This is a genomic window from Phormidesmis sp. 146-33, assembly GCF_052939515.1.
The window spans coordinates 19,521-34,794 of record NZ_JBJPHU010000071.1 but is presented as its reverse complement, the minus strand read 5'-3'; the positions used below and the strand labels follow the sequence as shown (position 1 = coordinate 34,794).

The 15,274-nt window shown below is 50.0% G+C and carries 11 protein-coding genes and 1 tRNA gene; 8 read left to right on the top strand and 4 right to left on the bottom strand.

The genetic code is table 11. The annotated features are described in order from the left end of the window. Nucleotides 1–107 precede the first annotated feature (107 nt). Nucleotides 108–1,451, bottom strand: coding sequence for a class I SAM-dependent methyltransferase (locus tag ACJ2PR_RS23640; protein ID WP_446878787.1), 1,344 nt, complete (start codon nt 1,449–1,451; stop codon nt 108–110). A gap of 611 nt (nt 1,452–2,062) precedes the next feature. Here ACJ2PR_RS23640 and ACJ2PR_RS23635 point away from each other — a divergent pair. Next, nucleotides 2,063–2,743 (top strand): hypothetical protein, encoded by a 681-nt coding sequence (locus tag ACJ2PR_RS23635; RefSeq protein WP_446878786.1) that lies wholly within the window; start codon nt 2,063–2,065, stop codon nt 2,741–2,743. A gap of 289 nt (nt 2,744–3,032) precedes the next feature. Here the strand turns inward: ACJ2PR_RS23635 and ACJ2PR_RS23630 are convergent. Continuing rightward, nucleotides 3,033–3,117 (bottom strand) — tRNA-Ser (locus tag ACJ2PR_RS23630). 29 nt (nt 3,118–3,146) lie between these two features. After that, a complete protein-coding gene (locus ACJ2PR_RS23625; protein ID WP_446878785.1) occupies nt 3,147–5,384 on the bottom strand; it encodes a ComEC/Rec2 family competence protein in 2,238 nt (745 codons plus the stop codon). Nucleotides 5,385–5,857: 473 nt separating this feature from the next. Between ACJ2PR_RS23625 and ACJ2PR_RS23620 the strand changes: the two genes are divergently transcribed. From ACJ2PR_RS23620 to ACJ2PR_RS23595, 6 genes are all read left to right on the top strand, one after another. Further along, a complete protein-coding gene (locus ACJ2PR_RS23620; RefSeq protein WP_446878784.1) occupies nt 5,858–6,892 on the top strand; it encodes a hypothetical protein in 1,035 nt (344 codons plus the stop codon). Between the two features lie 21 nt (nt 6,893–6,913). After that, complete coding sequence (locus tag ACJ2PR_RS23615) at nt 6,914–8,239, top strand: hypothetical protein (protein WP_446861677.1); 1,326 nt, start codon at nt 6,914–6,916, stop codon at nt 8,237–8,239. Between the two features lie 85 nt (nt 8,240–8,324). Then, nucleotides 8,325–9,797 (top strand): hypothetical protein, encoded by a 1,473-nt coding sequence (locus ACJ2PR_RS23610; RefSeq protein WP_446868246.1) that lies wholly within the window; start codon nt 8,325–8,327, stop codon nt 9,795–9,797. Between the two features lie 32 nt (nt 9,798–9,829). Then, nucleotides 9,830–10,987, top strand: coding sequence for a hypothetical protein (locus tag ACJ2PR_RS23605; protein WP_446861679.1), 1,158 nt, complete (start codon nt 9,830–9,832; stop codon nt 10,985–10,987). A gap of 692 nt (nt 10,988–11,679) precedes the next feature. Next, nucleotides 11,680–12,801: a peptidoglycan-binding domain-containing protein gene (locus ACJ2PR_RS23600; RefSeq protein ID WP_446878783.1), complete on the top strand. Its 1,122-nt coding sequence runs from the start codon at nt 11,680–11,682 to the stop codon at nt 12,799–12,801. A gap of 292 nt (nt 12,802–13,093) precedes the next feature. After that, nucleotides 13,094–13,726, top strand: coding sequence for a Uma2 family endonuclease (locus tag ACJ2PR_RS23595; RefSeq protein ID WP_446878782.1), 633 nt, complete (start codon nt 13,094–13,096; stop codon nt 13,724–13,726). Here ACJ2PR_RS23595 and ACJ2PR_RS23590 read toward each other — a convergent pair. Then, the gene (locus tag ACJ2PR_RS23590) at nt 13,723–14,355 is read right to left on the bottom strand and encodes a Uma2 family endonuclease (RefSeq protein WP_446878781.1); all 633 of its coding nucleotides are present in this window, start codon (nt 14,353–14,355) and stop codon (nt 13,723–13,725) included. The two genes, ACJ2PR_RS23595 and ACJ2PR_RS23590, sit on opposite strands and share 4 nt — an antisense overlap. A gap of 46 nt (nt 14,356–14,401) precedes the next feature. Between ACJ2PR_RS23590 and ACJ2PR_RS23585 the strand changes: the two genes are divergently transcribed. Further along, nucleotides 14,402–15,199, top strand: a complete 798-nt coding sequence (locus ACJ2PR_RS23585) for an amidohydrolase family protein (RefSeq protein WP_446878780.1) — start codon at nt 14,402–14,404, stop codon at nt 15,197–15,199. Nucleotides 15,200–15,274 lie beyond the last annotated feature (75 nt).

Here is a 15,274-nt window from a genome sequence, read left to right as displayed (position 1 = left end):
TCGCTTGCCTTCATCATCTCACAGATTTTATGGTTTTCGGATAGGCCCTAAGTGCAGAACAATCAATGCAGAACGATAGATTTTTCTCCTCCGTCCTCCGTCCTCCCTCATCCCTCATTTTTTCCCCGCTCTAACAGAACATGAAGGCTTATTTCCAAACCAACCAAAGCATCGCGCAAGTCTTGAGCCGCTCGCTGGGGGTTTGTCGGTTCTAAAGTAGCCGGGTCACAAGGACGAATCATCAACACGCGCTGTACCAGGGCTAGAAACGACTGTGGTGCTTCCCATAAAGGGAGTAGGCCGGCAGCAAGATGGGGACTCAACAACACTTGAGCTTGAGACGGTGCCGCAGCAGATAAATATTGACTGAGATTAAACGATCGCTGTTGTCCGATCGCGTCGATCAAACTGGCTTTAACGATCGCGGTTTGTAGTTGAGGATGAAGGTGAATCTGTACGGTTTCCCAGACCTCCATTGGCCAGGCTTGGGGAAGCTGAAACAACTCAGATTGACCCTGCCCACACCAAAAATCGAGCAGACGATGCACCGGAGCAATTAGCTCAAAGAGTTGAAGACGGTCTTCGATCGACAATTCTGGCAGACTCAATTCCCACACCTTTGGCAACGCTTGAGGCTCTTGAAAGACACTCATCAAGTCCCAATCGCGCTGATTGACCATACAGATAAATTCTAGATTGGCGCTCCGCAGCGCTGCAAACAGTTCAGGAATGGTGTAGCCCTTGTCTCCTTGAAATAGATAGTTCATCAACACATACTCTTGCGGGCTGTCGATCGCCTGCTGAGGGTTCCAGGTTTGCCGTTTGAGGGGGGCTTCTTCCTTAATCGCCTTCATTGTTTCAAGGACAACCCCAATCTCGATTTCTCCCGGATTGCGCTGCATCAAACCCATCGCCGTAAATAACTGCTGCGCCCGAAAGAAGTTTTGTCGTTGATAGAGACTGTGCAAATTGCCCCGCAGAATGCCTTTTGGTTTGAGCGCGGTTTTTAGCGTCCGCAAAGTTTGGACGAGATCAGGCATCAAATACAGCACTTCGTCACAGTTAATATAGTCAAACTTCATGCCTAGCTGAGAAACCTCGTTGAGGGGCAGCGTATAAAACTGAATCTCGGTAAAGCCATGAAATCGTAATCGTTCGCGGGCTAGTTCGACTGATTGTTGAGAGAGATCGATGCCGATGATCGTTGCGCCAGGGTTGGCTTCTGCTAGAAGTAGCGTGTTGTAGCCCGTCCCACAGCCGACATCTAGAATGGCGATTTCCTGGGGGTCAATGCGTTTTTGATGATACAGATAGAATGGCGTAACAAAATTATGGATATAGAGCGCATTGGCATCTTGTTTGGGAGATTTCTCGATCGGCGTTCTCGGATAAGGTGAGCTATCAAACTGCTGCCGAATCTTCTCAAACAGGTCAGAATTTTGCGGATTCACAGAGTCGTCTCCTTTAGTGTGAATTTGAGCCAGTAGCCTCGATCGACTCTACGCTATCATCGTCTCACTGCCAGGAGATCACAAATAAACCCCCCGAATAAACCCCTCTAGTCGGCTACTAGCTGGCAAATCTCCCCTAAATTCCCTTAAAAAGGGAGGGAACCGGACGTAAAGCCAGTTTTGGGCATTGAGAGACATTGAGGCAATTCACACCACCACTTCACGGTGCATTCTAGAACTCGACAATTCTAGAACTCGACAATTTTAGAACTCACCAATTCTAGAACAAGGTTACTGTACGATTTAGGGTCGATCGTGCGAGTAGATCACCGGACAAGTCGAGTCACCATTTCTCATAAGGCGGCTCATAGCCCTGGTGGATTGGGTCTGTATTACTCTGAAGTACAACCCGTACCAGTAAAAGAACGCAACTGTAGATTAATCACGATCGGGACAAAAATGTGACTACCTGAACCACTCACGATCGATTTGACCCCCAATAAAACCGCCCAATCAAATCACTAGAATAGAAACTAACTTAATTGAATTAGACTGCACCATTTTCGCACACAGGACATACAATCAAACCATTAACCTCATAGGAAACAAAAATGTCAGCCAGTGTTCTAACCGATGACTTTAGACAACTCCTCGAACAACAACGCGAGCGTTTGACGACTGAGCGCGATGCTATCGTGCAATCCGCGATCGAACAGGCGACGACAGCCATCGATCGCAGCCTAGATCATATCAATGCTTTGTTAGGGGGAGCGGCTGTGGCTTCTCCTAATAATAGCGCCAGCAATGGAAGCAGTCAGGCTAGTGTGGTTGAGTCTCTCGTTGAAGAGGCTACATCAGAACCAGAAGAAGCACCTACCCAAAAGAGAGTCCCCCGTAAGACAGCGGCTAACACCCAAAAAGCAGGCAAAGCCCCGTCCTCCTCTGCAAAAACCAAATCAAACATCAAGGTCAAGTCTGTTGAGCCAAAAGGCAAAGCCAAGTCTTCCTCTGACAAACCCTTTGAAGCTCCCAAACTCAAACGCGAGTTCAAAGATTTGACCCCTGCCAAAGCAATGGAGCAGGTGCTGATCGCTTCCCCTGATCAGGTTTTTACGACCGATGAAATGATTCAGTTGCTCTTTGGATCGTTAGATGAGTCGGTGTTGCCAAGAACGCGCCAGAGTGTTGCGCTGATGTTTTCTCACGGGCTACGAAGACAGGATTACATCAAAGTCCAAGAAAATCCTGCCCAGTACAAGCTCAACCCTGAGCGAGGAGCACAGTCCAAGTAATGATCTTCCTGATCAGGGGCAGTAGCATCAGTGATGTGAATGGATACTCACGATCGAGATTGAGTATTCTGCGAAATTAAATAAACTACCCATCTCGCGATCGTGGGTCATGGGTCAGATATTTTTTGTCGCCTCAAACTGATGCACAGGTCTTTAGGTCACAATTCAGGATGCGAATTAAATAAAGCCTGATTGATCCGTTGGATGTGTTACCTAACAACACTTTTCTCACGAGAAATTTCAGGCCATTTAATTCATAGCTCTGATCTGTCAAAATCTCTGAAATCAACGGAGAGGGGGGGATTCGAACCCCCGTTGAGTTGCCCCAAAACGCATTTCGAGTGCGTCGCATTCAACCGCTCTGCCACCTCTCCAAGGAGCGTTAGCGTCCTATCCAATCATACTACAAGGGTGAAGCGTCGGTTTCACGAATTCCTAAAGTCTGCTCAAATCGTTTGCCCGTCCAGCGAATGGCTCCATCCTGGCGGGTTTGGTAGACTCGCGTCTGGTGAGTTTGGAGCCGATCGACCGTTTCTTGATCCACCTGGTGGGAATATGCGATCGCTACTTTGGGATGCAATTTCTCTACCCAATCGGACTCGATCGCCTGACCCGACCACCACAACACCGAGTGACGTTGTAAACCGTCAGAAGCAACCTGCTGATTTTTGAGCGAATCTTTGAGCCACAGCCACTGCTGATCGCCAACTTGTAGCTGAAGGATGTCAGGATTGCGGCTGATGGGCTGTACAGAGGTCGATTGAAGGTTTATGCGCTGTCCCACGGACAAAGGCAGGTAGCGTCCTTTTTGAGCAGCGATCGCGTCGGTCAGTTGAGAATTGGGTGCGGTCTGGTAAAAAGATCTGACGGGCATCTGGTCGAGTAGGGTTGTCCAACCGCTGTTTGATCGACGAGTTGAGGGGGTTGAGATGGCCCAGTCGATCGCATTGATGCCTTCTTTTTGCAAAAAAGGTAAGAGCGTCGATCGCACCGTGGCTTCGTCTCCACTACTGACTAAGGCAACTTTGCCTCGATCTTGGATCACCAGAATAGGATCTTGAGACGTTGCTAACACGGTTGCCTGAAATAAGGTTGCTTTTGCATAAGAGGCGGGAACAAACACGAGCGCGATCGCAGCCAATTCAATTACCCACAGGTGTCGCTGAAATTGGGGACGCAGCCAGGGCAAGCCAATCAGACTATAGAGAACTATCAGAGAAAAGGCTGAAATCGTACCAACGGCGATCGCATTCCCAGGAAGTTGGCAGAAAAAATCGACGATGGTCAGCAGCCAAAAAGTTGGATAGTGTAATAACCAGGCGGAAACAGTGCCCGCGATCGGAGATGCCAGCGCGAGTAGAGCACTAATCATTCCACCAATACTAATGATTGAGATCAGAGGCGTGACGATAATATTGGCAAGAATGCTGTAGGGAGAAACCACGCCAAACACATAGAGTAGCAGCGGCAACGTCCAGATGTAGGCAGCGATCGGAATCGCGATCAACGTGGCGATCATTGTCGGCAACCAGTCCAGTCGTTTGACCAGGGGTGAAACCGTGATTTGTAAGCCCATCGTCGCTAGAAAGCTGAGTTGAAACCCCAGATCCCAGATCCAGATGGGGTTAGCTAATACCAAAATCATGGCGGCGAATAACAGTCCGCTGAGTGGTTTGACTCGACGTTTTGTTGCAAGTCCGATTAATAAACCACCGCCCATGATCACGGCCCTAAGAACGGCAGGCTGTAATCCTGTTAATCCCAAAAAGATCAGGAGTGCAAATGCACCACACCCGACTTGAATGCGCTCTGAGAATCGTTTGGTCAGCTCCAAAACGACCCCTAAGATGAGAGAAACCTGAAACCCAGAAGCGGCAAGGGCGTGACACAATCCAATACGAATAAATTGATCTTTGACATCAAACGGCAAATCAACCACTCGACCACCCAACACCATCGCACTGACCAGTTGACCTTCTGGACTACCGAGCCAAGCGATCTGCGATCGTAAAATCTTCTGCCGAATCACCCACCAGCCCCAGGGATTGCCAGCCTTGACCACTTCCAGCGATTGCCCTTTGAGTCCTGCAAAACAGCCTGACTGCGCCAAGTACGCCTCAAAGTCAAAGCCACCGGGATTCGTCGCAGGTTTTGGCTTGTAAAGGGAGCCTGTGAGGGCGATCGTTTGTCCGGGGTGTAGTCCCGTTGCTTGAAGTAGGGGCACCGTTGCGTAGAGATTTCCTCGGAAGCGATCGGGCGCAATTTTTGAATTGGCACCATCGACGCGATTCACGTCTAGCCAAAGTTGAGCGTTGCCGCTTCGAGTCAGGCGGGGCGTTTCGGTAATGATTCCTGATGCGGTGACGGTTTGTTTTTCTGCGATTGTTGGCACCAGGCGACTAATATCAAACGCCCCCGGTTGAGGAAGTCGAATTTGAAAATAAAGGCTGGCAACCAACCCGACAAGGCCTGCTGCAATCCAAATTGTGGGACTGAGTTTACCCTTCCAGAATCGAGGTAGGGCGATCGCCGCGATTCCGCCCAAAATCAGCACTCCTACGCCACCCCAAGGAACAGCCGTCGCCAGCAATCCTAGAATGTAGGCCAAACTTAGAATAATGGGCGCTGCATTTTTAGGCATAGTCAGGCGCTTGGTTGGGTAAAGAACCCCTTCAGAGTGCCCAATTGTGAAACGCGCTTAAGCGACCCGTTTAAGAATTTGACTAACTGTGAGCATTGAGAAAGATTGAGAGGTAACGACGCTCAACATAATGTAACTCCACAACGTTGTAAAAATTCATCGTTCTACACCTTGAGAAGCACCCTGATGGGTAATAGCGATCGCTAGAGTAGAAAGTCATTCTTGTGGTGAAGAGTTTCCTAATTCTTCAAGTACATCAAGTTCTTTGGTTACTGATTCAGAACTTAAGAACCGACCTGTTTTGGGATACCCTTCTTGACTCGGTGAAAGACATACTGAGGGTCAGTTAATGGAATATGCAGAACTCCATCCTCTAATCACTGTCTCTACTTCACCTAGCTAAGACGGGCGATCGACCAATTAAATAGTCCGTTGTTGAATTTGATAGCACTATTACTGTCAGGAGACTTCTCATGACTATGCAAAGTCAAGCAATGTTTGAATCACCTGCTTCCTATGAAGCAAACCCTTACTCAAATCCTGAGTTTGAAAACGAGTGGGAACAGCAGGAAACGAACCCCTACACCAATTCTGAGTTTGAATGGGAACAGCAGGAAGCGAATCCTTACTCCAATTCTGAGTTTGAAAATGAGTGGGAACAGCACGAAGCCGCGAATCACAGTCAAGGCTACGCCAACCCAGAGTTTGAGGACGAATGGGAACAGCAGGAAACGAACCACTATCATCAAGGTTACGCAAACCCAGAATATGAGCAAGAAGGCGAATACTTCTTCAAAAAAATCGGTCGCTTTCTTAAAAAGAATGTGTTGCCGCTTGCAAAAAGATTTGCGCCCAGTGTGGTGCGATCGCTGACCAGTCTGATTCCTGGAGTTGGGGCGATCGCGGCTCCTCTAGCGGGCAAACTCACCAGCGCCATGCTGCGAGAAGGCGAAATGGAAGCATCCCAAATGGAAGCCGAATTTTTTGGCAACAACGAGTTTGAAGCCGAAATTGGCACGAGCGAAGTCGCTTACGAAGCAGCGCTAACGGAATTTATGGCGGCTCAAGCAGCGGAAGCAACCACCGAAGCCGAAGCTGAATCCATGATTGCGGCCACTCTACCGATTACGATTTCGATCATGGGCGGTAAGCGGGCCCTGCGTCCCGTGGTTGCCACAATGGCACAAGCCAGCGCTCGGCGTTCTCGCCTGTTGAACCAACAAGGAACGGCGGGGAAACAAATTCTTCGAGCCGTGCCCGCAATGGATCGAACGGCGATCGCAACGCTCAAATCGGCGGCTCGTGCAGGTCAACCCATCAACAGTGCCACAGCCCTAAAAGCAATGGCGGCGGCCACTCAGCAAGTGATGACCAATCCCCAAAAGCTGCAAAAAGCGATCACTCAAAATCTGGCGGTGCGTCAAAAAACAGCGCCCTCCAGCGCCCGCAATCCGATGAATCCGCGTCGAGCAGCCAGCGCCAGTTGCCCAACCTGTGCAGGTCGCTAATCACCCGTAGGAGAAAGGACGATGATTTCAGCCGCTTCCCCGCAGCCGAGTTTGACGACTCAGCCTGCAAAATCAAGCTCGATCGGCGAACAACGCTTACTCGACAACTGGCTCAACATTCAATCGCTCAATCTAGTCCGCCATGCCAAGTCACTGCGGCCCTTTGCCAAAGACGAATTTGGGACGGGCCCCATTGCTCCTAGCGAAGCCCACATCGAAGCCGTCAATCGCTTTGTCGATCGCTTTCGGGTGCAGTTGATTGAGAAAACGCGCTGGGTAGAAGCGGCAGCAAGTGCGGCTCGTCGAGACCCTACGGGCGATCGCTTTCGAGTGCTGCTAGAACGCAAAGAGACCGTGAGTAATCAGGTGCTCTACCTTGAAGGCATTTGGGACTTCTACTTTGATTTATTTGTGCAGCGGCTGTCTTCGTTTGGGGAGCGGTTGAGAGCCATCGATCGCATTGCCATCAACTGTTACGAAAAAGTCTATGTGGGGCTAGGTACGGCGCAACCCATGCCCAGTTTGTTGCCCTTTAGCTATGCCAACAGTGGCTTTAGTCCGGCGACCTTTCGACGGGGGGTTCCTTTACAAAAGCTGCGCTACAATTCCAACCTGTTTCCCTTGATTATGCTGCCGCAGCACCGATTAGACAATGTGTGGGCGCTCTCCAGCGTTTTGCATGAAGTGTCTCACAATTTACAAGCAGATTTGGGGCTATGGGAAGTCATTCCAGTCCGACTGTTTCAACGTCTGACGACAGAAGGACGATTTTCTCCAGAGGTGGCGCAGGTGTGGGCGCGGTGGCACAAAGAAACGATGGCCGATATGTTTGCGCTGATGTTGGGGGGAACGGCTGCGGTTGAGTCGCTCATGGATGTGGTGGGGCGATCGCCTGCCAGTACGTTGCAGTTTAGTGCTGAGGCGGTTCATCCTACGCCCTATTTGCGCGTGTTGATCAATCTAATTTTGCTACGGCGATTGGGCTTCGATCGACTAGCCTCCGATCTGGCCCGCGTCTGGCAGCGCCTCTATCCCCGGATTACACCCGATCAGATTCCGCCCTTTTTCATGAAAACCTTCTACCCGGCTGCGGAAATGGTTGTGGATACGCTGGTATTTCAGCCCTATGCTCAGTTTGGCAACAAGTCGATGGCGCAGGTGATTGACTTTACGCCCGCGCAACTGGATCTAATCGAACAGGCCGGACGACGGTTGGCAGCAGGCAGCGATCCAGGAGCCATTCCCGTCCGGCTGATGGTAAGTGCGGCTCGGTTCGCGATAGATCAGCAACTTGCCACCCCCCAAGCCATTACAGACAACTTTTACCGCATGTTAGGACGGCGCTAGATTTTCCAACAACAGATCTAGAACCTCCTCCCTCCTCCTTCCTCCTCTCTCCTCCCTCCTCCCTAGATCACACGAGGTAGTCACGATGACATTTCCCTATCTAGTCACGGCTGGTCAGACCAGTCCTTTTACGGCTGAACAATTACAGCAACTTCGACAAACTTTCATTGATCAATTTCTGTTTGCTCAACCCACCCTTACCGACAATCCGGTAGCCGAACAACTGTCACAGATTACTCGGATTTTGAGTCATTCTGCTGGCAACGAAACCACAGTTTATGACAATGGTTCTGCGCGATCGACGGCCTCCAGTGCCGCCAACGGTCTATCGCAGCAAGTCGAGCGGGCCCTGACGCAGGTGTTAGGACGCGCCCCCGGTCGTGGCTCAGATGGATTCATCAGCGCGTTGAACAGTGCCTTTCCGACTGCCAAGAATGGTCAGGTGATGATGACTCCAGCCCGCAGTCTAGTCTCGCTCTACAACCCCAATGAGCTAAACGGCATGACGGGTCAGCTTTCGGTCGCGCAAGCCAATTTATATCGTCAAGGCAGCATTATTGGGCAGGATGCGCTGAAAGTGCTGGAAGGATTAACGTCTTTTGATCCGACGGCGGATGTGGATGCGGTTGAGGCCCTGCGATCGCTCATCCAGTCTCAAATTCGCACGCTAGTCGATGAGTTTGGTCGCTTAGACGAACCGCGCAAACAGCGAGTAGAAACTTACCTCAATACGCTGAGTGTCAAAAGTCCTGTAGGCAGTGAGAGTGGGGGCAATCGGCTAATCGGCGGCTCTCTACTTAAGTTTGGTGAAAAAGCCCGCTTGATCAATCGCAATGGTCAAGTCGAGGCGGTGCTGCCTGTGACACTGGGGGACGAAACTCAGATTGCTGGATTTGAACTGTTGATTAATTACGTGGATACCTTGAGACGAATCTGGGTTGAGTATGACATTACGACCTCGATCGAGACTCAAGTCACCGGACGATACAGCGAACGACTCTCCCGCGCCAGCATTATGCTCCCGGTGATCAGTGATAGTAATGCGAGTTTGATGTCTGCAATGGATTCAGTCGGCTTTACCGAAAGCGAACGGCGATCGGATGCGGCCCTGTTTGACACGTTAGAATCCCCCGGTTCTGTAACGATCAGCAGCGGCAACAACGGCACGAATTTGACCATCACCGCTAACTTTGCCTTACCCAACATTACGGTCAATGACTTTGATGAATGGGTCGATCGCTTTACAACCCTCGAAGCGCCTTCTCTGTTGTCTACATCGGGACAGTTTGGCTTAGATTTTGTCACTGATCAAGCAGACACGCTGTTCTGGACGATCGCCTCTGTGCTTTATGCCATCACGCCTGATGTAAACAACTTATCGAATGGTGGTGTCTTCAACAAGCGCAATCAAACCAAGCTGCTGGGCAGAGTCTTGTCCTTTGAGCGCGTACAGCAAACCTTGAGTGAGCTTGTGTTTCAACTCGATACGCTGGCAGATCTGGGCGTGGGTAGCGTGTCGTCTGCGTCACCCATCACACCGACCAGACCCATTGGCTAAATCTATTGACTAACTTTGAGAGGAAGCGAATCATGAAAGCACGCGACTACGATCGCCGCAATGACCAGGTGGCAGCCCTGCTGCAAAATACGATCGAGCAACTCGGCCCCGAACTGGTCGCCAATCCGCAGCTAGCAGAAGTGCTAAATCGGATGGTGGATGACCAACTACAAAAATATGAGGAATCACAATCAGGCAAAGCTTCTCCAGCCGATGGCGGACTAGCGGATCTCATTGGTTTGGGCAAAGACAGCACAACCGACCTGGGAGAAGCTCAAATTTCTAGCGGCGTAATCGACTATGACGACACGGTGAGAAGCGAGCGCATTCTAGCCAGTGCCGACCTCTATTACATCTATATGCACGAACGGTTAGGCGTTTTCCGCGTCATCGACAAACTACAAGAACTGTTTCGAGCCGGAACTTTGCGAATTTCGAGCGGTGAAGGGGCTTATGGTCTCTACCGATTCGACAAGCACAACATTCTGCGCTACCACAAACAAGAACGGATGCGGGCTTATCGGCGCGTCTTTGGCTACACGACGACAAATCCTGGCCCTGGTGCGCGTCCAAATCCTCAGTTTCACGGATTGTTTACACACTTTATTGGCGAAGCGGCGAAATATTGGCGCGATAAGCGAGTCAGTGAAGTCATTCGCGAACGGGCAACTGATCCGACTTTTGGGTCGATCGCGATCGTTCGGCGAGCCGGATTGGATCTGCGAAACAACCTGAAAAATTCTTCCTACGGCTACATCAATGTGCTGCGGGTGGAGACCAGTCAGGCGCTGGCGGAATGCTTTAAAGTGCTGGAATCGCCCGATGTGCGCGCTCAGTTTGGGGCAGACAACGCCTGGGAACTGATCGAACTCGTCCTCTGGCAATATTTCCAGGAATCTGTTCACGCCAGCACGATGAACCGCATGGCCGTCGCGGGACGAGAAGTGATTCGTTGGTTAGCAGAGCCGTTTGTACTTCAGAAGAACCGCACCGAGTTTGAAGCCTTGCTACTGCGGATTGCAGAGTACACCGAGGAATGGATTTCTAGTGAAGAAGGAATGCGGATGAGCCGTCCTACACCGCCGCCGCGTCAAGTCTATGCACCCGGAGCGCCTCCTAATGGAATGCGTCACAATCCAGCGATGGGGCGATCGAATGGCAGGATGCCCGCTCCGCGAATTGTGGGGTAGCCTCAGACAGCCAAACTCAAACGGTCAAGTTCAACAATCGAAGATTGAGCCTCAGAGCATGGGTATTTGAGGTTCGATCGACGACATTCCAGTTCAGAACTCCATCTTTTAAGTTGAGAACTGGATAATTCGTGTTCGGAACTGCAACTTTCAAGATCAGAACTCAAAAATTTGACATCAGAACTGCATGATTTGAGCGTTGATCGACGACATTCAAGTTCAGAAGCGGAGTCTTTGACCTCTAACCTGCATCGTTTAAGTTCAGAACTCCATCTTTTAAGTTGAGAACTGGATAATTCACGTTCAGAACTGCAACTTTCGAGATCAAAACTCAACAATTCGTGTTCAGAACTCAAAAATTCGTGTTCAGAACTGCATGATTCGCGTCCAACTTTTGCCGAGTCGTGAGAACTGGAGAACGATCGCACCCTCATTCCTCATAAGTCAATCTATGGTTTCTGACCGTTTTTAGTTCTCTCATACCCAATCAATTTGTTAATGCTACAGATCCTTCGCCCCCTAAATCCCCCAGTCTGGGGGACTTTGAGAATCCGATACTTTTTTGGCTTAAAGTCTCCCACTTGGGGGGAATTTAGGTTGCTCTCCAAGATCTGTAGCACTCAAAGATCAATTTGGTATCTACACCTCACGCCTCCACAATAAAATTTCTTTGAATAACCAAGGCTCTGACCATGAACCAGCAACAATGGCTGTTTGAAGTGCCCTTTAATCTAGAAAGCGCTTCTCACTACAACGGACTCAACAGAAACTTTGAGCAACTCACCGAATGGGAAGCCTTACCCGTCGGCCTTCGCTCACCTCGATTTCGCAACAACGCACGCCTCCAAGCTGCCGCCAACAACAAGCCCCCGATGCGGCCAGGAGAACGAGGACAGGCGGTACAAATTCTTCAACAAGCTCTGATTGATTTGAAGTTTCCCATGCCCATTTCAACTCGACGACGGGGCACCCCTGACGGCATCTATGGAGCGGAAACAACTGCTACGGTTCGCAAATTTCAACAGAGATACGGACTAAAACCAGATGGCATTGTCGGCAAAAACACCCTGAGTCGGCTCGATCGATTGTTTACAACTCGGACTACCGAACCCAGATGCGGAGTGCCTTCAGCCGCGCTAGAAATGCCAGCCTATGAAGCCGAATTGTTTGAGTCCACATCCAAAAAGGCAACCCCAAAAGCCAGCCTCTGTCTCTATCAACAAGGCAACAAGTCCAGTGGATTTTTCTCCAATCAGGCGGGCCGTTGGGCAAAGCGAATTAGCGCGATCGCCAACCCAACTGCAACCAATGCTTGTGGGACGATCGGCGCAACTCCCTACCGCACAGGCGAAGACATCATTAGAGCCATCAATGAAACCTTTCGCTGCCTCAATCAACGCCTCAAAGAAGTTCACATTTTCAGCCACTCCTATCCCGAAGGAATCATTGGCGATGGAGACTGTGTAGGACTGTATCGAGACTCAGCCCGCAGCACTTGTGCAACCATCCAATCAGGAGGCCGCAGTGTTTCTCAGATTCCAACCGCAGTCTTAGCGCAAGATGTTGTATTTGTTCTGCATGGCTGCAACACTGCCGTTAACTGTGGTCAAGATTCAGTCAATTTTGCCCGTGATCTCTTTAACCATCTCGCTGCTCAATTAGACAATCCCAGAGTGTTTGGGCATCCGGTCAGCGTCTGTGCGGGTCAACAGTGCCGTTGGTGTGAATACTCAAACAAGCATCCCAAAGGTCGGCGACTTGCCACCATTCCGTCTATCTATAGCGGTAATGGATTCTGCGGTAAGATTTGTTAGAGGAATAGGTGTCGTAAGCGTTGCGTATTTATTGGCAACTCATCACTCACGCTTTCTACGATCGCTCCTTCCACAGTCAACTTGACTTAGAGGCGTTGCTGAATCAGGGGATGAATTGCCCCAAAGCGGCGGGAAACCCAAGGTTCAAAGTCCCCCATTTTTGGGGGATTTAGGGGGCGAAAAGATGGACACTTCCCACAGATTCATCCCTCCAATCAGCAACGCCAGAATTGGGGGCGATCGCTCACCCACGCTATGATGACAATGACTGGCAGCAGAAGGACTTTTAACGATGTACGTCCTCGTCTCACCCGAAAAAATTCAACTTCCCGCAGGGACGGTCTTGCGGCTTCCGGCAACGTGGCAAGACTACCAAAAACTTTGCCAGCAGCGCGGTGATGGAGCGATTCCTCGCATCAAGTATCACAATGGAGAAGTCTCGCTAATGTCGCCCTTGCCCATCCACGGTCGAGATGCCAATCTTGTTGCTGATGTTGTGAAAGTTCTGCTGGATGACGACGATCGCGAATACGATGCCTTTACTCCCGTCACAATGACCTTACCAGAAGAGAGCGGGATTGAGCCAGACTACTGTTTCTACATCGACAATTGGCAAGCCGTGTCAGGCAAAAAGCGCATTGACTGGCAAACCGATCCGCCTCCCGATTTGGTAATCGAAATTGATGTGACTAGCTACTCTGAGATCAACGATTATTTGCCCTACCGAGTTCCAGAAGTCTGGCTATTCAAGCAGCAAAAACTGTTGACTTATCAGTTGCAGAACTCAACCTATCAACTGCAAACCCAGAGCCGCTATTTCCCAAACATCGACCTCGAAAGCACGATCGCCCGTTGTGTTCAGATTGCCTACGATCGCAACACCAGTGCCGCAATTCGAGATCTCAGACAACAGTTGAACCGCTAATGCTCAATTTGAGTTCTCACCCATTTGCGAAAAACTTTCACGAGTTCCAGGTAATCGATCGTTTCGGCTTGTTGTAAAAATACAGCGATGTCTGAAATTGGCAGATTTAGAAAAAATTGACTTTCCGGGGAGGTGATGTAGGTTCCGTTCTGTAGTTGTTTGACCACCAACGAATCTCCGTTATAAATCCAAACTTCTGCGACCCCTAAATCTGCATAAACCTGAAGACGATTTTTGGAACTGTTGGTAACATCAACTTCAATCACTAAGTCCGGTGCAGGATCTTCTTTAAGATCTAACCGTCGCTTACCACGAACCGCATTGATGTTACGAATGTAGAAACATTTATCAGGTTCGGCTCCACTCAGTTCAGGTCGTTTGAACGTAGTAGAACCAAGTGGATGAATTTTCACCTCTAACTCTTCAGCTAAGGTCTCGACAAAACGACCCAGAACTTCTTTACCAAGTTCGTGTTCTGGAGAGGGAGCCATAATTTCTAAATTGCCACGGTTATAGGTTAGTCGCAGACGACGATCGCTCAATTCCTCCAGTAGCGCCTCATAGGTCTGCCACCTGATCCCCGACAGGTGAACTATTTCAGCAGGTGTCGCAAACACTGTTGCAGTCATAGATTCGACTAAAAAACTGGTACTTTCACTTTACAGGATACAGCGTATGATTATCGATTGCCACTGTCATGCTGGAAAAGGCGACCTACTGACGGGCCCCTGGAGTACTGATGCCCCCGTGGAATCTTATCTGCGTCGTGCCAAAACCGCAGGCATCGATCGCACTGTCATCTTTGCCCCTTTTCATAGCGACTATGCGAAAGCCAACCGCAACACGGCTCAAATCATTGCTCAACATTCCAAGCGATACATTGGTTTTGCGATGGTGCATTGTGAACGAGACCGCGATCGCATTTACCCAATGGTGCATCAAGCCGTGACTCAATGGAACTTTCGCGGCATCAAAGTTCATCGCCATGACGCACCCGCGACTCGTGAAGTCTGCGAAGTGGCTCAAGCATTCAATCTACCACTGCTCTACGACCCTGCCAATGAGACAGATTTAGTGGATCTACTAGCCAGTCAATATCCCAAAGTCAACTTTATTATTCCTCACCTGGGTAGCTTTGGGGATGATTGGCGTGCCCATCTGCGCGTGATCGACCAGCTTGTCAGGTTTCCTAATGTCTATGCCGATACGTCTGGGGTGCGCCGATTTGACTATCTGGTGCAAGCGATCAAGCGGGCGGGCACTCACAAGATTTTGTTTGGGTCAGATGGGCCGTGGCTACATCCGGGTCTGGAGTTACAGAAGGTTCGTTTGTTAGGATTGCCCCCACAGCAACTAGACCAAATACTCGGCAAGAACTTATTAAAACTGATTCACGGAAGCATTCAAAGAACTAGCAATCCCGTGACAGAGCGCAATGGCTCAGAGACAGCTCATCATGTGCCTGCTCATTGATAAGAACTTGTAGCTCGAACAGTCATAAAGTCCGCCAGAATTGGCAGCTTGGGGGGCAGAAGAATTCAATTAACG